A 17,322-nucleotide genomic window follows, 5' to 3' on the forward strand; every position below is an offset into this window, starting at 1 on the left:
TCGCATTATAACCCTTTGTAAACCAACGCGCTGATACGGTTGCTCAAATGCATCTGCAAGAATTGCGATGGGCGAGCATGAATTTTTCCAAATCGATTAGTGACTGGGCCGGTGGGCATCGCGGGGCGAGTAGAACCGCGCCATTTTTCGGCGCGAAGCCATGGTGCGCGGCATGAAATTTTCAATCGCCGATGTTTTTCGCCCCACGATCCTGCTCGCATTGGGCCTAATGGTCGTCATCGTCATGATGGTCCTTCCTGTCCCGTCGTGGCTCCTTGATCTGGGACTGGCGGCCAGTTTTGGCCTTGCGATTTTGATATTCACCGTGACGCTTTTTATTGAGCGTCCTCTGGATTTTTCCGCTTTTCCAACCGTCCTGCTCGCTAGCTTGATGCTTCGCCTGTCGCTCAACGTTTCGTCGACGAAGTTGATCATTGGCGAGGGCCACACCGGTACGCGTGCCGCAGGGGCCGTCATCGAAGGCTTCGCAAGCTTCGTTATGAACGGCTCGGTTTTGTTGGGGCTCGTGGTTTTCACCGTTCTTTTGATCGTCAACTTTATGGTGATTACCAAAGGGGCCGGGCGCATGGCGGAGGTCGGTGCCCGTTTCGCGCTGGACGGTATGCCGGGTCGCCAGCTTGCAATTGACGCAGACCTCTCGGCAGGCGCGATTACCCACGAAGAAGCCAAACAGAGACGGGAAACAGAGCTCGCCGAGACGACGTTTTTCGGCTCGCTTGATGGTGCATCCAAGTTTGTAAAAGGCGACGCGGTCGCAGGCCTTCTCATCACGCTGTTGAACCTTGTGATGGGGCTGGTGATCGGTATTTCGATCCATGGAATGCCGCTTGGTCAGGCTTTTAACACGTACTCAATCCTCACGGTGGGTGACGGTCTCGTCAGCCAGATTCCATCGGTGGTAATCTCGATTGCAGCGGCGCTCTTGTTGGCGAAAGGGGGAACCTCGGGTTCCGCTGACCTCGCCATCTTCAAACAACTCGGTAACTACCCGCCAGCCCTCTACACCGTTGCCGTGATGATGGGGCTTTTTGGTCTGGTGCCTGGCCTGCCGTTCATTCCTTTCATGGGGGGTGCCATCGGCCTGGCGACAGCGGCGTATTTTGTGTCCCGAAAGGCCGCGGAAACCAAGCTCGACATTGAACAAGGCCAAGCGAAAGCAGATGTCGTCGAGAAAAAGGAGTCTCTCGGAGACATTCTTGATCTGGATGACATCCACGTCGAGTTCTCGCCAGATCTCGTGTCGATGGTACTCGACCCCCAAACCGGACTGGACGCGCGGATATCGAACATGCGCAATCACGTGGCGTCGTTCTTTGGTCTGGTTTTGCCTGAAATCCGGCTCACCGACGACCCGACCCTTCCGCCCGCGTCCTATGTGATCCGCATTCAGGGCGTTGAACAAGCCCGCGACACTATTCGCCAGGACAAAGTCCTCGCGCTCCTGACCAACGAATTGGAAGGTTTGCCAACGGGGGAGGATGTATCTGAACCGGTTTATGGCGCACCCGCACGTTGGATTGAAACCGGTAAAAAAGAGGACGCAGTGCTGGCGGGTTGCACCGTTGTCACCCCGACCGAGGTGCTCGCCACCCACCTTCTGGAAGTTATTAAACGCAACTTCTCACGGCTGCTGTCGTTGAAATCCCTGCGCCGGCTTCTCGACGAAATGACCAACCTGTCCGATCCAGTGCGCAACGAGGCAAACCGGAAACTTCTCGAGGATCTTGTGCCCGAAAAGGTCCCGCTGGACCTATTGTTGTCGGTCCTTCGTCTGTTGCTCGAAGAGCGCGTGTCGATCAGAAACCTGTCCCTCATCATGGAGGCAATCTCTGAGGCGCGCGGCGCCCATGCCACGCCCGAGTCGATCTGCGAACATGTACGTCAACGCCTCGGTTTCCAGATCGTCTCGGAACTACGTCGCAGCGATGGAACACTCCCGCTCCTGCAACTTGCGCCCGAATGGGAAGAGCGCTTTGTCACGCATCAAATCGAAGGTGATCGTGGACGTTCCGACGTTGCGCTTCCCCCCGATGATTTCAATCGCCTCGCGCGTTCCATGGCCGACAAAATCGCACGGGCGAGCGAGAACGGCGTTTATCCGGCAGTGATCACGTCGACAAAGCGCCGCCGGTTCCTACGCACCGTGCTGTCTGCTCAGGGCATCCAGAACCCGGTCTTTTCGTTCGAGGAAATTGGAACCGATGCGCGTCCCTCGCTCGTGGGTCTCGTTCCGGCATGACGGATTCTGTGGCCCTTTTACTTTCGCTGGGATTGTCCTGGATTGGGGTCGCATTTTTGATCTTCGTGCGGGTTGGTGCGGCTATGGCTGTTCTGCCTGCTTTTGGCGAAAAATCCATTCCCCAACGAATTCGTCTGGTCCTCACGATTGCCTTCACGATGATCGTCTTTCCCTCGGTTGCCGGCGATCTGAAGTCGCTCGATCTCGTACCTGCCGCCATGGGCGGCGCAATCTTCCCAGAGGTCATCGCGGGTCTTGTTTTTGGCCTCGCCTTCCGGCTGTTCGTGATGACCCTGCAAATGGCGGGCGTTATGATCGCGCAGTCTACTTCCCTGTCCCAGATTTTCGGCGGCGGTGTCGTCGAAGCGCAACCCGCGATCGGGCACATTCTCTCCGTTGCAGGCCTCGCATTGGCGGTCATGCTCGGCCTACATGTGCGTCTGGCCGAACTTTTGATCGTGTCATACACGCTTTTCCCGTTCGGCGAATTTGTCTCGGCGCAGGATTTGTTGACCTGGGGCACATCCCACGTTGGCGCGACTTTTTCACTGGCCTTTACCCTCGCCGCGCCCTTTGTGATCGGGTCGTTGATCTATAACGTCGCGCTCGGCGTCATCAACCGCGCGATGCCTCAGTTGATGGTCGCCTTCGTAGGCGCGCCCGCGATCACACTTGGCGGGCTGATACTTCTATTTGCCTGCGCGCCGGTCCTCCTCGAAGTTTGGCAGGGTGAATTCGCCAAACTACTCGTGAACCCGTTCGGGGGAATGCGATGAGCGGCGGTGAAGACTCAGGTGAAAAGCAGTACGAGCCGTCACAAAAGAAACTCGATGACGCCCGTAAGAAGGGGGAAATCCCCCGATCTGCCGACTTAACAACCGCTGCAGCCTATGCGGGGTTCGTATTGGCTGGCCTTGCGGTAGGTGGACCGGCCCTGCGCGGCCTCGGTAATACATTGCAGAACTTTCTGGGCAGCGTCGATCAACACGCCATGGACTGGTTCGAAGGCAGCGCGTCACCCCTATCCGCGCGCCTGTTTTCAGATGTCCTTTGGGATCTTCTCCCATTTGTCGTCATTCCGGCAGTACTTGCATTGCTCACAATATTCGCCACCAGATCGATGGTCTTCGCGCCCAGCCGGATCGAGCCAAAGCTGTCAAAAATCTCGCTGATTTCCAACGCCAAGAACAAATTTGGTCGAAGTGGTCTATTCGAATTCGCCAAGAGTTTCTCGAAGCTGACCATTTACGGCATTGTTCTGGGCGTTTTTCTCTACGGAAAACTGCCGCTCCTGATGTCCATGGTCGGAATTGGCCCCGGCGTCGCGACCCGTATGATGGTCGAGCTAACTGTGGAGTTCATGACGCTCGTTGTCGGGATTGCGATCGTCATCGGTGGGATCGACTATCTGTTCCAATATTTCGAACACATCCGCAAACACCGCATGTCTCGCAAAGACATGACCGACGAGTCCAAGGAGCAGGAAGGCGATCCGCACGTCAAACAGCAACGTCGCCAGAAGGGCTACGAAATCGCGATGAACCAGATGCTGTCTGATGTTCCAAAGGCGGATGTTGTTATCGTTAACCCGACTCACTACGCCGTGGCTTTGCAGTGGGATCGCCTGCGCGGCGGTGCGCCCGTCTGTGTCGCGAAGGGCGTCGACGACGTGGCGGCGCGCATCCGCGAAAAGGCCGCGGAAAGCGGCGTGCCCATCCACAGCGATCCACCGACGGCGCGTGCCCTGTTTGCAACGATTGATATCGGGTCGGAGATCGCGCCGGAACACTACAAAGCTGTCGCCGCCTCGATCCGGTTTGCGGAAGCAATCCGTCAGCGTGCCAAGAAAGGGTTTGGTGGTTCGAAATGAGCAAGATGTCGAAAAACCTCGCCCGTCTGAGCGACATCGCGCGCGTTCAGTTGAACCTGGAGATGGCAAAAATGGCCGAAATACAACGCCGCGAGGACGCTCAGCGGGCAAAAATCACGGAACACGATCAGGAAGACGCGCGTATTCGCGGCGTGGTCACGTCCGATGATGTCGATTTGACAATGCTCGCCGCGATGCCGGAATGGACACGTATGCGGGCAGGGCAGAAGGCCGATGCACAACGATCCCTCGCAGAGATCGCAGCGCAGCGCGAAACGCAAATGCGTGCAACACGAAAGGCATTTGGAAAAAAGGACGCGTTGGAAAAGCTGACGGCGCACAGCAAAGAGACGCCGCGTTCTCAGGAAGGTTAGTTCATATCCTGACGCACGATGTCGGTGACCAACACGTCATGGATTTCTGTACCCACAGTCACCTGCGCGGCCTGCACCAGATTGCGGCGTAGGGTGCTCATGGCTGCGCCGTCGGTAAAGGTTCCTTTGAAGCCGCCTGCATTCGCGTGATCAAACAAAACCTGCAGAAATGCGTCCCGCAACTTTGGCTCACGCGCGTAGATTGCTTCGCGGAATCCAGCGTCAGTTTCGAGGTTGAGCGACATCACAACCATTGCCGCGATCCGGTCACCGTCAATGTCGGGGATAACAAACTGGTTGTTGAGTTTGACGTATTCGTAGGTCGAGGTATCCACTTCGGGCTCGTGCGCGACGGCGATAAGTTCGCTGTGGCCTCCGTCCGAGGGGGCCGCACATGGGTCAATTTCGACTACTTCCGCGGGCGGACGTAGCATCAGTCCGCCCCCGACGCCGGCACCGAGGCCAACGAGTGGCAGTAGAAGTGGCATGAGTTTTCCAAGCACGATGTCTATTCCTTAAAACGGCAGGACAATGTCTGCGATTTGTTGACCATATCGCGGCTGTTGAACCTGACTGATCTGACCGCGACCGCCGTACGAAATTCGTGCAGAGGCAATTTTGTCGTAGGTGATGTTATTCTGGCGCGAAACATCTTCGGGGCGCACATATCCTTCGACGAGGAGCTCGCGAATTTCGAAGTTCACCCGCACCTCCTGCGATCCCTGGATGCGCAAAACGCCGTTTGGCAGAACGTCGACGATAGTTGCCGCGACCATCAATTCGATCTTTTCGTTACGGCTAACGGACCCGTTCCCTGTCGATGCGGAGGACGAATTTGTCCCGACTGCATTCGCGAGGCTCGCACCTTCCGGCAGGGACCGATCCACGCGCTGGGAAATGCCGAATAGATCAGGAATGCCCATCGACTCCGAACCTGAACGATTGCGGCTCGTCGTGTTGGAAATCTCCGCCTTTTCGTCGATTTCAATGACTACGGTTAGGATATCGCCCCGTTCCATCGCGCGCCGGTCTCCCAGAAGTGAGTGGCGCGAAGCGGTCCACAAAGACGCGCCATTCACCGCGCTGCGTTGTTCGATTTGCTCGGGAAGCGGCGGGTAGAGCATGGCCGATGCCTCGGGCGAGTCCTGAATGGGTGTGAATTCGGGCAAACGCCCAACTGTATCGAGGTTCGTGCAGGCGGAAACGCCCATGGTGAGGAGCAAGAGGTATGACATGCGCATGGCGGGTCGCTTCCTTGAGGCTAGGGGGTAATGACATGGATGGTTCCGTCTTTGGCAACGATGCCCGAGACGGTGGATTTCGACGTTAGGTTCATCGCGCGGACCGTGTCTCCGGGGCCGGCGCGACCTAATGCGCGCGCTTCCGCAGAGATGGTCAGTCCGCCGGTGGCATAGACAAGTCGCACGATCTGATTTCGCTCAACCGTGGCGGGCGGACCGATATCGCCCATCCGAACAGGGCGGCCCGAATACAGAACGACGCGTGCCTCAAGCCCGACGGCCTCCCCGATTGTTGAAATCGCGCCTGCGATATCCCCGTCCACAATCGCAAGATCTTCTGAACTCAGCACGGATTGGGGACGGATCGTGCGTGCGGCGACGACGGTTTCTGCCACGACCGGCGGCGCCGTTAACGCGAAGGCGACTATGAAAAACGATGCTCGGATCATCTGACGTTCGACGTAGCTGAGAGCATTTGGTCGGCCGCCGTGATGACCTTTGCATTCAATTCGTACCCGCGCTGGGCTTCGATCAGTTCGGTCACCTCTCTGACGGCATCAACCGAACTGTCTTCGAGATACCCTTGGCGAACCGTTCCCAGCCCCTCGGAACCAGGTGTGGTTACAAATGCAGGCCCCGAACCGGCTGTTTCGAGAAACAGGTTCGACCCGATGGCTTCCAGACCTTTGGCGTTTGAAAACCCGGCCAAGGTGAATTGTCCGAGCTGTTCTGCTTCCACGCGGTCGTTGAAGTACGCGTAAACCTCGCCCTGCGCGTTGATCGAAATGGAACGCGCATCGTCGGGAATGACGATATCGGGCACGACACTGTGACCATCCGATGTAACGATAAGACCATCGGCCGACCGTTTCAGACCGCCGTCGCGGGTGTAGGCGGATTGACCCGATGGCAGCGTAACCTCGAGATACCCGTTGCCTTCGATTGCGATATCGAGGTCGCCACCGGTTTGCGACAAAGATCCCTGCGCCAGTTCAACAGTCACCGAGGAGGGTCGAACCCCAAGCCCGAGCTGCACGCCGGTCGGCAAAACCGTTCCGTCCGATGCGTTGATCGTGCCGGGGCGTGTCAGCTGTTGATAGTGCAGGTCAGCAAACTCGGCGCGGCGCGCGTTGTAGCCGGTGGTGTTCATGTTCGCGAGGTTTTGGGAAATCGTTTCCACGCGCATCTGCTGCGCACTCATTCCGGTGGCCGCGATTTTAAGTGCTCTCATAACGACAGTCCTTTCTAGCGGCCAAGCGTGGAGATCACGGAGCGAATCCGTTCATCTTCTTGGTCGGTGAAATTTTTTCCCAACGTGTAGGCGTGCTGCACTTCGATCATCCGCGCGATTTCGGTAATCGCGTTGACGTTCGAGTTTTCGACGTAGCCTTGGAGAATGACGCCTTCCTGCAGTGGCTCGAATCCGGCATCCGACGTGAAACGAACACCGTTGGTGCGGGACATACTGTTAGGATCGGTGGGCATATAGAGGCCGACTCTTGCGATCGGTGCCCCATCCGCAGAAAGCGTCCCGTCAGACGCTAGCCCGATGGATTTCGCCGATGTCGGGATGAAAATCGGTGCACCGCCGTCATCGAGCACCCGGTAACCATCGTGCGTCACCAGATCGCCTTGCTCATTGGGCGTAAACGCACCCGCGCGCGTTAAGGCTTCGCCATCAGGGGTCTCAATGAGGAAGAAACCATCGCCTTCAATCGCGAAATCGAATGTCCCGCCTGTCGGCGTCAGCGGCCCTTGGGCGTCATTGGTGTGGCGAACCTCGCCACTCGCCATGGACAGGGAATCTTCATCGGGCTCGAGCGCGGCGATATGTTCCGCGAAAATCAGACCCTCTTTGCGAAACCCGGTCGTAGAGACGTTGGCGATATTGTTTGCGATCGCCTGCATTTCATTTTTGAGACCGGACAGTCGGGTCAGGGCGGTGTAGCCTGCCGTATCCATCACATGCCTCCGATCAGTGGAATGATGCGGTCGGTGAAAAAGGCCACGAGTGTTTCGGTCATAAAGCCCATGGTGGCCCAAAAGACGATGAGGATGGCCACGAGTTTCGGCACGAAGGTAAGGGTCATTTCCTGAATGCTGGTCAGCGCCTGAAACAGGCCGACACCAACACCCGAAACCAGCGCGACGAGCAGGATTGGGGTCGAAATGATCACCCCGACCCAAAGACCCTGCCGCAGCGTATCGTAGAAAATCATGTCCTGCATGGCGCTACACCGGCATCCGGAGGATTTCTTGGTAGGCCTCGACAACCTTGTCACGAACGGTCACAGCCGCCTCTACGGCGAGTTCTGTTTGCGCCAGAGCCTGAACAAGAGCCTGGCTGTCCGCCTTGCCAATCAACGCTTGCTGAGCGGTTTCATCAGCGTTCTGCAATGTCTCCGCAAAACTGCCCGCTGCCTTCGCAAAGGCGCCGGTTTTCTCCGTTCCCGTACCGACTGTCGGTGCGGTTGCAGGTTTGGTTGCCGCATATCCAAGGGCGGCTGTGGCGGATCGGATGTCCATTCTGGTCTCCTTCCATGCGCCTTTAGCGACGCAACAAATCGAGTAGGGATGATGACATTTGGCGGGCCTGGTCGAACATTTTCAGGTTCGCCTCATAACTGCGCTGCGCTTCGCGCGAATCCGCAATTTCAATCATCAGATCAACGTTTGACCCCGTGTAAAAACCGTTCTCACCCGCCATCGGATGACCGGGATCGTAAATTTCTGTTGGTTCTTTCGTGTCCAATTGAACGGGACCGGTGGAGACATGGCCACTGCGCGTGCCTCCAGTGACCATGGGTTCAAAAGCGACCACTTTGCGCTGGTACCCAGGCGTATCTGCGTTGGCGATGTTTTCGGACACGTGGCGCAGACGGTTGCTCTGCGCCTGCATACCGGACGCGGAAAGCGACATGGTTTTGAGAAGGTCGGACATGCAATCGTCTCCTATCTACGGCCAATGGAAAGCTTGAGAATGGTCAGCGACGATTTGTATGTCGTCAGCGCGAGATCGTGCTGGTGGCGCACCTCTGCCGCTTTCATCATTTCGCTTTCCAGTGAAACGGTGTTGCCGTTCGGCGAACTCGAATCCGGCGAATCGATCATGGCGCCAAAATTGACGCCGCTGTCGGTCGCGGAGAGATGGCCCTGTCGCGTTGCGCGAAGGGTGGTTTGTGGCGTTTCGTTGGCCACAACTGACGCGAAATCCGCAACATCCTGTGCGCGGTATCCCGGTGTGTCAGCATTCGCGATGTTCTTCGCGATGATTTCCTGACGCGCAGTGGCATGATCTGCCAGTCCACTCGCCATTCGGAAAATGTTCAGGTTATTGAACATCGGGGCTTCTCCCACGATTGGTCTCAACCAAGGCTTAACCCTGATTCCTTTAGAAAGGGTTGTCAGGATCGGAGAAGCACATGAGCGGCCTAGGATTTGATCGACTAACTTCGGAGATTGCGGCGGTGAAATCCGCATTCGCAATCGGCCGCATCGTTGAGGTGTCGGGCGGAACGATCTCCGTCAGTGGCCTCAGCAAAGTCGCAGCGCAGGGCGATCTGGTCGAGATCGGCCGTGGCGCGACGGTAAGACGGGGCGAGGTGCTCCAGCTTTCTCAGGACATTATTACCGTCCTGCCGGACGGCGGGCCGGAAGGCCTATCAATCGGCAATCCGGTCGCGCATCTCGGGCAGAGCGAAATCGCCCCCGACATTTCGTGGGTCGGTCGTGTGATCGACCCCTTCGGCACGCCACTTGATGGCAAACCTCTGGTCGGCGGAACAGTGCGCAGGAAACTTCGCGGTGAACCGATCAATCCGACCGAGCGACGCGCTCTTGGCGCGCGCCTCGAAACCGGACTTGCCGTTTTGAACACATTACTCCCCGTCGTTCGCGGACAACGTGTTGGACTGTTCGCTGGATCCGGTGTCGGTAAATCGACGCTTCTCGCAAAACTTGCGACAGGTCTCCAAGCCGACGTTGTCGTGATTGCGATGGTGGGCGAACGTGGCCGTGAAGTGCGCGAATTTATCGATCGTGTCCTAGGCCCGGAGGGTATGCGCCGCACTATAATCGTCGCTGCCACGTCCGATCAGTCACCCATGGTGCGGCGGCGCTGTGCATGGACGGCCATGACGGTCGCGGAACACTTCCGTGATCTCGGGCGCCAGGTTCTATTCCTCGCTGACTCCGTCACGCGTTTCGCAGAGGCTCATCGCGAGGTGGCTTTGGCGATGGGGGAGCCAAGTTCGCTTCGTGGATTTCCGCCGTCCACCTCGCATATGATCACATCCCTTTGCGAACGTGCGGGGCCGGGCGTTGGCGACAGTGGAGATATCACGGCGATCTTATCCGTCCTCGTCGCGGGCTCGGATATGGAAGAGCCGATTGCAGATATTATGCGCGGCGTTTTGGATGGCCATATCGTGCTCGACCGCCAGATTGCTGAACGCGGAAGGTTTCCCGCGATTGACCTCCTGCGGTCCGTTTCGCGCGCCCTGCCACATGCCGCGAGCAATGAGGAAAACGCCATTATTGGGCGGGCGCGACAATTACTTGGCGTTTTCGACCGATCGGAAATGATGATCCAAGCGGGGCTTTACGCCAAAGGTTCCGACCCACTAGTGGACGAAGCGATAACGGTATGGCCAAAGCTCGACGCGTATCTGGCCGAGTCAGAGTATGAAAACACCGGTGAAAGCTTTGCGCGGCTCGAGAAATGCTTGCGACCACTCGAAGCAATCTAGGTCCGCTAATAGTTACTCAGAAGACTGAGAGCCGTTGCGGCGGGCGACATCCCTGAGTTTGCACTCGAAATATCGGACCGCAAAAGGAACAGGCGGATTAATTCGCCACGTTTTTCTGAATCCGCAAAATCGGCCACCTCGCTAGTTTCGAAATACTGCTCCGATTTGTCCCGGAAAGTATCCAGCTGCTGGTCGAGATCAAGCGCGCCAAACGAAGAAGGTAAACCCAGTGCAGTTTCAAAAACCGTCCGAATTGGTGTGTTACCCATCACGGTGTACCATCGCCCATCATCAGACGTGTCCTTGGCGGCAATCTCACCCAGTTCTCTGTCCAGCGACAGCGCAAGGCGAAGTGACTCGTCTTGCTCACCGATTGCAACTTCGAATTCCTGGTCGAGATATCTTTGCGTAATCTCAGGTGCGAAGGTCGACAAGGAGGTGTTCGGCACATCGAAGTTCCCGAAACCAAACGCTTCTGAGAATGCATGGTAGCGCTTGTCCGTTAACCGATTGGAAAGCGCATCGGAATCCAGCGTTCCGTCTTCCAAGACTTTTTGGATGAAGTATTTGTTGTTGATATCGTCGCCTAGGCCGAATGCCCCAAGTGCAACGGATAACAGTCGCCGATCAGCCATGAGGTCTGCGGCGGTTTCAACCTTTCCAATGTTTTCTTCGAAATAGTTGGTGTCGCGCTGTACGGTTTTTGACTCGGCAAACGCGGCGCGTTGCTGCGTTTCTGTGCGAGCCAAAAAGGCCCAGCCGGCATATCCGCTTAGGGGAACAACCGGCTGGTACGTCATTGGATTTTTGCGGCGGCTAGAAGACGCTCCTCGCGGGGCAGAAGGCCACGGAGGGTTTTGAGCGCCGGATAAAATTGCTCATTGCGAATTTCCTGAGTCGCTACATCGAGTATCTCGCGGCTGTCTTGGTCTTTGAGAACCTGACTTAGCTGTTCGATCCCCCGCATCAGTTGCAGCGTCGCCTCCTTGGCGTCCGCATCCCCCGACAACACGAGTTGGACAATGTAGCACACCCGTCGGACCGGTGTGGTGACCTCTTCTGGATGAATGGCGTCGCGTAGCCTGAGGATGTTCGCGTTCGGCGTGACAATCGACAGCCGTGAGCGGCGATCGCCGTTCTCGATGACAGCGCCATTAATGAGGACGCGTTCTTTTGGACCAAGTTTCAAAACAAGACCGCTCATTTGGCACCCCCCGTCGTTTGAAGACCGCGCATGACGGCAGTATTTATTTCGATCAAGGCACTTGCCTCGGCTTTCCGGTTCAGGACGGCAGAAGTGTGCTGGATCGTGAATTCTGCGAGATAGAAGATCTGAGCGCGCAGCTGTGCGGGCAGTCCATTGTTGCTGTCGGCAACGTCAGACGCGAGCAGTGTCCAGAGACGACGGTTTTCGTTGAGCGCTGTAACGAAAGCCGGATAGGAAGCCTTCTTGTCGCGATCTGTGGCGCTTAGACGGCGTGTGACACGAGCGAATGCTTCGTATTCTGTGCCGCGGGCGGTGCGAATGGGAGCTGAAGTATTTGTGTAGGCCGTTCGGGCCATATCGAGTGCGTTCACGTCTGATCCTTCCGGTGACAATGACATCGACGACGCGGTTTTTACCGCTGAAAAGCAGGGCGCCTATAGAGCGCCCTGCCATGAGGCCCTTACCGGAAGAGCGAGAGAATGGACTGCGGTGCCTGGTTCGCAATCGAAAGCGACTGAACACCCAGCTGCTGTTGGACCTGCAGCGCCTGGAGTTTGGCGGATGCCTCTTCCATGTCTGCGTCCACCATTGCGCCGATGCCGGATTTGAGAGAGTCCGTCAGCTTGGAAATAAAGTCGGACTGAGTGTCGATCCGACCCTGTGCCGAGCCAAACTCTGCAGCTGCATTGATCGAGTTGTTGATCAGAGTTTCGATGTTTGCCAAAGCGTCGTCTGCGCCCTGGTTGGTGGTGACATCGATGTTGTCGAGACCAAACAAGCCACCCGAAGCCGTGCCGCCGGACCCGGCAGCAGTTGCGAGAGCAATGTCTGAGCCGCTGTTGTCGATTTTGAGGCTCGCCTGACCCGTGGTCGAGTCGATTGCAACCTGTGCGGTGACGCCGTCAAGTTCTGCGGCATCGATTGCAGTCTTCAGGCCGCGCGCGACATCAGCAAAGGTCTCACCCTGGCCCGCCGTGTAGAAGTAGGCAGTACCATCAAAACTTGCCTGATAGCTGTTGCCTTCTTTTGGCGACAAATCGGCGTCAAAGAAGATCTCTTCAGCACGTTGATCCACCGAACCGGAAACAGTCGTTGTGTTGCCGGTTGCAACTCCATTGATTGTTTGGATGTACGCAGCGTCGTCGCCGCTAGCGTTGGTGGCGATATCCAGAGCTTCGAAGGACCGGGTCGAAGTGATATCGATCTGGTCGGTATCGGTTCCGGCAGTGAATGTCACATCTTCCAGATCAAGAGCGGACAGTTGAGACAAAAGTGCGGTGCGCACAGTCGCATCAGTCGTATCATCGGCTGTCGCGGTATAGCTAACGGTCTGCCCAGCAACAGTGACAGAATACGATTCGCCCGTATCCAATCCACCAGTTGCGTTGAATTCGATAGTCGCCGAATTGCCTGTCGCAGAGAGAGTTGCGCCTGGGTAGGTGCTGCCTGATGCCGCATCGAGCATCTGCCCGGACAAGTTTGTGCTACCGCTTGTGCCGACACCATTCGTACCCGCAGAAGCCGAAAGGTCCTGACGTCTAACGGTGATGTCGGATGCAGAAACAGTTCCGTCCGAAGACCGGTCGAGGGAGGACAGGATGTTAACGTCGTCGGTACCCTGAACCAAATTGAGACCATTGAACTGCGCCGCGCCCACAACCGATTTGATCTGGCTTGTAAGTGCTTCGATGTCAGTCTGGATTTTGTCGCGATCAACGTTGGATTCTTGTGCGGCGACGATCTTACCTTTGATATCGGTTAGCAGATCGGTCACGGTTTCGGATGCACCCGCTGCCACCGCGAGGGATGACTGACCAAGTGCAAGGCTGTCAGAAATGCCTTGGAAACCTTTGACGTCGGATTCCATTACCTTGGAAATCGCCCAAACCGATGCGTTGTCTTTGGCGGACGAGATCGACTTACCAGTCGAGATCTGGCTTTGGACGTCGGCCAGGTTGGAGTTGATGGATTTCAGTGTTTGGAGCGCAACCATAGCGCCGTTGTTTGTCAGAATGCTGGACATAGCATTTTCCTTTTATGCAGCGCCGCATTTTACGACGCTCATGTTTCAGGTTTCGCCCCCACGGGCGAAGTTTCGGGATCGACATTCTGATCGATAACGGCGGAGTCATTTGCGACCTGCCGTGCCACCCCCTCGGGATGCCTGATGGACACTGAAGCCTAATGGCTAAGAGTTTCCTAAGTCTGGGAGATGAGATGTTCTCAATTTGAAGAAAATCTGGTTTTCGTTTTAGGCTTTGCGGGTCATCGTCGACCCGGAAGAACCAATTGCCGTCCCCGCGCCTGCGGGTCCGTAGACAGTCAAACTCTTGTTCGCGCGCGTAAGTGAAACGATGAGAGTTTTGGCATCGCTCAGCCCCCGTGATGCGGCCTGAAGGAGTCTGATATTGCGCTCCGACTTCCGTTTGAGGTCGTTCAGTGTCGATATGGAATTCTTCTCGCGCGCCGTCTGAATCATCAGGCGCTCTTTTTCCTTTTCGAAACCGGCAAGCGCGTCGAATCGCCCGGAGAGAAGCGCATCGCGCTCCGCATCCAAAAGGTGGTTCAGCGCACGCGAGGCGCGCATGAGATCGAGTAAAGCCATTACCGGTCCTTCATGTATTCAAAGAGTTGCCGGGCCAAACCAATGCCGCCCGCTTCCACCATTTTTTCCGCCTGCGCTTCGACGAGAAAGGATGAAAACTGATCTTCACCTGAGCCGCCTCCGAATCCCTCGGGCGTTTTCCCAATGCCCGCTGTCTTGAGCATTTCGGCGAGAAACGTCGCCTCCAGCTTGCGGGCAGCGTCCATGAGCGCCTCGTCACGCGTCGGCGCGGCGGGTTTTCCGGTTTGTGAGGTTAGGCCGGTCAGTTCCATGTCGAATGACTCCAAGTCGAACGAATTTCTCAGAGGCTGACAGGAACCGGTAAACATCCGGTAACGATATGATGGCATGGTCGGCACGAGCTTATTAGGAGCCCCGTGCAAGAAATGCAGAACTCCGTATCAAATCTACCGACTCTCCTGCCTGTGACGTCGTCGCAGGGCGGGACCGATTCCGTTGCCGGCAAACCTCCTGTCGCTGGCACGAATGACGCGGACATGATGGCGTTCGCGTCGTTCCTTCAGGATGGGCAAAATCGGTCGACACTCAACGCCGGGAACGGTGCAGAGAACAGCGGAGCACAGGTGCTCGCCGGCCAATTCTTTCCAAACCAGTTGCCTCGCGAATCCATCTTGAAAGGTGCGTCACTCTTGAAAATGGAGGCGCAAATCGAACCGGGTGTGAACCCGCGCCAACCAACCGCTACTGACGTTGCACCGCTATCTGTATTGGCCAGAACTTCTGATAATGCAGAGGATACCGCCCAATCGCACGACTTGCCCGCACATCAATTGCGACCAGAAACGGCAGATGTGACAGCGCAAACCTTAATGGTGAACACGATTGTCGCGCAACCCAGCGCAGGCCTTTCCACCGGCACCGCGAATCTAACCGACCATAGGTTTTCCGGTGAGCCCGATACCGGCAAAGCCGCTACAGCTGGCCAACATGAGCGCGACCGCAACCCGATAGCAACCGCAACAACCATGCACGTAGGGGTGACCCAGCAATGGGGTGCAGAAACGAATCACAACCACATCGCATCGCGCGCCGATATTGTGTCGGGCCCTGCGGAACTCGCGACTTCAACGGCCAGCGGCACGGTGACCTCCACCGATCTCGCCAGTTCCGAAACAAAAATCTCGGACACTCCGGTCGACCTTTCTTCGCAGAAACCGTCTGAAAATGCGCCGGCTGCCGGTCGCAACAACGCGTTTTTCGCGCAGGCAACCTCGACGGGTGCCTCGGTGGGTATGAATCAATTGAATTCGACCGCCGATACAACATCCACCCAAAACGCGCGCGTTGCTCTGTCCCCCGAATCCAACGCGGTCCGTGATCCGCAAACCCAACAACCATCGGTCCCGCAAGCTACGGCTCGAATGGGTGAAGCGACTGTATCAAGTGCCGCGACGCAAAATCCAAAATCCGCTGAACTCGACCCAAATCCCGCGGCGCGAGACAGAAATGCGCGCAACGAATCCAATCCAGATCGCACAGCGCAAACATCTAAGCCGACATCTGTTTTTGAAGCCGCCGTGGCGGTCTCGGGTGCCGTTCCAACCCATTCTCGGGGCCCGAACGCATCGCGTTTCGGCAAAAACGGGGAGGATGTTGCCGCAACCGTCGGTCCAGTGAGCAGATCCGGCTCAGACGGCGCATCCATTGCAGCGCAGACAATTGAACAAGGCCCGATAACTGGATCCCCCGTCCAAGATGTAACCGGTCAACAGACCGCTATCATCGGCCAGGGAGACGAACTCCAAACGCCTTTTGCAGAGATGATCGAACCTGTGACCGGTGAGCGATTCGAGACCAGCGCGTCTGAAAAAAGGGAACCCGCGTCATTGACCGCGTTGTTGAAATCCCCGGATCTGCCGCCTCGCATCGCGGCCCAGCTCCTGCAGGGCGCACGCGAACTCGCTGATCGGCCGATGGAAATCACGCTCGCGCCCGAGGAATTGGGTAAGGTTCGCATGACATTGCAGGTCGGTGACAACGGCGCGGTCCATTTGCTAATCGCCGCGGAGCGCGGTGAAACACTCGACCTGATGCGACGGAATACGGACCTTCTCATGGAGCAGTTCCGTGACCTTGGCGTCAAGGATGGCGGGTTCAGCTTTCAAAGTTTCGGCGGCAATTCGTCGAATGGCGAGGGGGGCGGTGATTCCCGTGGGGACACGCCACCCACCGCAAATATCGCCGCAGAAATTTCATCTCCGAGTGAGCCCCTTCGCGTCCAGTTGGACGGGCGAACCGGCATCGATATCCGAGTATAGGAGACAGGGAACATGGTAGACGCGATCACCAGCGCGACGCCCGCATCGAGCGGCTTTTCAAACACCGCCCAGCAGAAAACCGGCACATCCGGCGTGAGTTCGGACTTTGAGACTTTCCTCAAAATGCTGACTGTCCAGATGCAGAATCAGGACCCGCTCAACCCGATCGAATCCTCGGATTATGCCGTACAGCTCGCTACGTTTTCCTCCGTTGAACAACAGGTGCTCACCAACGATTTGCTGACATCACTCGGCAACCAGTTCAATTTGATGGGGCTGTCCCAAATCTCCAGTTGGGTAGGGCAAGAGGCGCGCAGCACGGCGCCTGTGCTCTTTGATGGATCGCCATTGGATATCGTTCCTGCACCTGCGACCGGTGCGGACAAAATGGTGATCGCGGTCAAAGATAGCAAAGGCGATGTGGTTCAGAGAATGGAACTCGCCCCCTCGGACGAAAAGATTTCGTGGGCCGGCGTCAGCGATTCGGGTAACCCCATGCCCACCGACACATACAGTTTCACCGTGGAAAGCTATGCGCATGGCCAACTCATGTCCTCCAAAGCAGCCGAATCCTTTGGTAAGGTGATTGAGGCGCGTGCGGAAAACGGCGGTATCGTTCTCACCCTCGAGGGCGGCAGCGAGGTCGCGGCAGAAGCGGTCACCTCCATTCGTGAAGCCGCCAGCTGAGGCTTGCGCCCCGCAGGGTCGTCGCTAAAGTCGCGCGACTATGCAAAGCGC

At 56.9% G+C, this 17,322-nt stretch carries 22 protein-coding genes; 7 read left to right on the top strand and 15 right to left on the bottom strand.

The window, feature by feature from the left end:
- Window positions 1-172: 172 nt before the first annotated feature.
- The 4 genes from flhA to ABD815_RS03620 are packed head-to-tail and all read left to right on the top strand — an operon-like array spanning window position 173 to window position 4,504.
- On the top strand, window positions 173-2,260 hold the full coding sequence (flhA, locus tag ABD815_RS03605) for a flagellar biosynthesis protein FlhA (protein WP_344843567.1): 2,088 nt from the start codon (window positions 173-175) through the stop codon (window positions 2,258-2,260).
- Window positions 2,257-3,036, top strand: a complete 780-nt coding sequence (locus ABD815_RS03610) for a flagellar biosynthetic protein FliR (RefSeq protein ID WP_425549835.1) — start codon at window positions 2,257-2,259, stop codon at window positions 3,034-3,036. The genes flhA and ABD815_RS03610 overlap by 4 nt, the downstream gene beginning before the upstream one ends.
- On the top strand, window positions 3,033-4,130 hold the full coding sequence (locus ABD815_RS03615) for an EscU/YscU/HrcU family type III secretion system export apparatus switch protein (RefSeq protein ID WP_344843572.1): 1,098 nt from the start codon (window positions 3,033-3,035) through the stop codon (window positions 4,128-4,130). Before ABD815_RS03610 ends, ABD815_RS03615 begins: the two co-directional genes overlap by 4 nt.
- Window positions 4,127-4,504 carry a hypothetical protein gene (locus ABD815_RS03620; RefSeq protein WP_344843575.1) on the top strand — a complete coding sequence of 126 codons (378 nt, stop codon included), beginning with the start codon at window positions 4,127-4,129 and terminating at the stop codon, window positions 4,502-4,504. Before ABD815_RS03615 ends, ABD815_RS03620 begins: the two co-directional genes overlap by 4 nt.
- On the opposite strand, the gene ABD815_RS03625 is transcribed toward ABD815_RS03620, so the two are convergent.
- The 9 genes from ABD815_RS03625 to ABD815_RS03665 are packed head-to-tail and all read right to left on the bottom strand — an operon-like array spanning window position 4,501 to window position 9,087.
- A complete protein-coding gene (locus tag ABD815_RS03625) occupies window positions 4,501-5,007 on the bottom strand; it encodes a flagellar basal body-associated FliL family protein (RefSeq protein WP_344843578.1) in 507 nt (168 codons plus the stop codon). The genes ABD815_RS03620 and ABD815_RS03625 overlap by 4 nt on opposite strands.
- A 12-nt stretch (window positions 5,008-5,019) precedes the next feature.
- Complete coding sequence (gene flgH / locus ABD815_RS03630) at window positions 5,020-5,745, bottom strand: flagellar basal body L-ring protein FlgH (RefSeq protein ID WP_344843581.1); 726 nt, start codon at window positions 5,743-5,745, stop codon at window positions 5,020-5,022.
- Between the two features lie 20 nt (window positions 5,746-5,765).
- Entirely contained in the window at window positions 5,766-6,194 is a 429-nt protein-coding gene (gene flgA / locus ABD815_RS03635) for a flagellar basal body P-ring formation chaperone FlgA (protein WP_344843584.1), read from the bottom strand.
- A complete protein-coding gene (gene flgG, locus ABD815_RS03640) occupies window positions 6,191-6,976 on the bottom strand; it encodes a flagellar basal-body rod protein FlgG (RefSeq protein ID WP_344843587.1) in 786 nt (261 codons plus the stop codon). Before flgG ends, flgA begins: the two co-directional genes overlap by 4 nt.
- A 14-nt stretch (window positions 6,977-6,990) precedes the next feature.
- Complete coding sequence (locus ABD815_RS03645; RefSeq protein ID WP_344843589.1) at window positions 6,991-7,707, bottom strand: flagellar hook-basal body complex protein; 717 nt, start codon at window positions 7,705-7,707, stop codon at window positions 6,991-6,993.
- Window positions 7,707-7,973, bottom strand: a complete 267-nt coding sequence (locus tag ABD815_RS03650; RefSeq protein ID WP_344843592.1) for a flagellar biosynthetic protein FliQ — start codon at window positions 7,971-7,973, stop codon at window positions 7,707-7,709. The genes ABD815_RS03645 and ABD815_RS03650 overlap by 1 nt, the downstream gene beginning before the upstream one ends.
- Before the next feature lie 4 nt (window positions 7,974-7,977).
- Complete coding sequence (gene fliE, locus ABD815_RS03655) at window positions 7,978-8,271, bottom strand: flagellar hook-basal body complex protein FliE (RefSeq protein WP_344843594.1); 294 nt, start codon at window positions 8,269-8,271, stop codon at window positions 7,978-7,980.
- Window positions 8,272-8,293: 22 nt separating this feature from the next.
- The gene (flgC, locus tag ABD815_RS03660; RefSeq protein ID WP_344843596.1) at window positions 8,294-8,686 is read right to left on the bottom strand and encodes a flagellar basal body rod protein FlgC; all 393 of its coding nucleotides are present in this window, start codon (window positions 8,684-8,686) and stop codon (window positions 8,294-8,296) included.
- 11 nt (window positions 8,687-8,697) lie between these two features.
- A complete protein-coding gene (locus ABD815_RS03665; protein WP_344843598.1) occupies window positions 8,698-9,087 on the bottom strand; it encodes a FlgB family protein in 390 nt (129 codons plus the stop codon).
- Window positions 9,088-9,167: 80 nt separating this feature from the next.
- Between ABD815_RS03665 and ABD815_RS03670 the strand changes: the two genes are divergently transcribed.
- On the top strand, window positions 9,168-10,493 hold the full coding sequence (locus tag ABD815_RS03670; protein WP_344843600.1) for a FliI/YscN family ATPase: 1,326 nt from the start codon (window positions 9,168-9,170) through the stop codon (window positions 10,491-10,493).
- 5 nt (window positions 10,494-10,498) lie between these two features.
- Here the strand turns inward: ABD815_RS03670 and ABD815_RS03675 are convergent, their stop codons facing one another.
- From ABD815_RS03675 to ABD815_RS03700, 6 genes are all read right to left on the bottom strand, one after another.
- The gene (locus ABD815_RS03675) at window positions 10,499-11,293 is read right to left on the bottom strand and encodes a DUF1217 domain-containing protein (RefSeq protein WP_344843603.1); all 795 of its coding nucleotides are present in this window, start codon (window positions 11,291-11,293) and stop codon (window positions 10,499-10,501) included.
- Window positions 11,290-11,697, bottom strand: coding sequence for a flagellar biosynthesis repressor FlbT (gene flbT, locus ABD815_RS03680; protein WP_344843606.1), 408 nt, complete (start codon window positions 11,695-11,697; stop codon window positions 11,290-11,292). Before flbT ends, ABD815_RS03675 begins: the two co-directional genes overlap by 4 nt.
- On the bottom strand, window positions 11,694-12,071 hold the full coding sequence (gene flaF, locus ABD815_RS03685) for a flagellar biosynthesis regulator FlaF (protein WP_344843609.1): 378 nt from the start codon (window positions 12,069-12,071) through the stop codon (window positions 11,694-11,696). The genes flbT and flaF overlap by 4 nt, the downstream gene beginning before the upstream one ends.
- A gap of 89 nt (window positions 12,072-12,160) precedes the next feature.
- Entirely contained in the window at window positions 12,161-13,723 is a 1,563-nt protein-coding gene (locus ABD815_RS03690; RefSeq protein WP_344843612.1) for a flagellin N-terminal helical domain-containing protein, read from the bottom strand.
- A 228-nt stretch (window positions 13,724-13,951) separates the two neighbouring features.
- Window positions 13,952-14,305: a hypothetical protein gene (locus ABD815_RS03695; protein ID WP_344843615.1), complete on the bottom strand. Its 354-nt coding sequence runs from the start codon at window positions 14,303-14,305 to the stop codon at window positions 13,952-13,954.
- A complete protein-coding gene (locus ABD815_RS03700; protein WP_344843619.1) occupies window positions 14,305-14,577 on the bottom strand; it encodes a rod-binding protein in 273 nt (90 codons plus the stop codon). The genes ABD815_RS03695 and ABD815_RS03700 overlap by 1 nt, the downstream gene beginning before the upstream one ends.
- Before the next feature lie 114 nt (window positions 14,578-14,691).
- Here ABD815_RS03700 and ABD815_RS03705 point away from each other — a divergent pair, with 114 nt between their 5' ends.
- Both ABD815_RS03705 and ABD815_RS03710 read left to right on the top strand, forming a co-directional pair.
- Window positions 14,692-16,584 (top strand): flagellar hook-length control protein FliK, encoded by a 1,893-nt coding sequence (locus ABD815_RS03705; RefSeq protein ID WP_344843623.1) that lies wholly within the window; start codon window positions 14,692-14,694, stop codon window positions 16,582-16,584.
- Between the two features lie 12 nt (window positions 16,585-16,596).
- A complete protein-coding gene (locus tag ABD815_RS03710) occupies window positions 16,597-17,271 on the top strand; it encodes a flagellar hook capping FlgD N-terminal domain-containing protein (RefSeq protein ID WP_344843624.1) in 675 nt (224 codons plus the stop codon).
- Window positions 17,272-17,322: the final 51 nt, after the last annotated feature.

Source organism: Celeribacter arenosi (assembly GCF_039539485.1).
Taxonomy (GTDB): Bacteria; Pseudomonadota; Alphaproteobacteria; order Rhodobacterales; family Rhodobacteraceae; genus Celeribacter; species Celeribacter arenosi.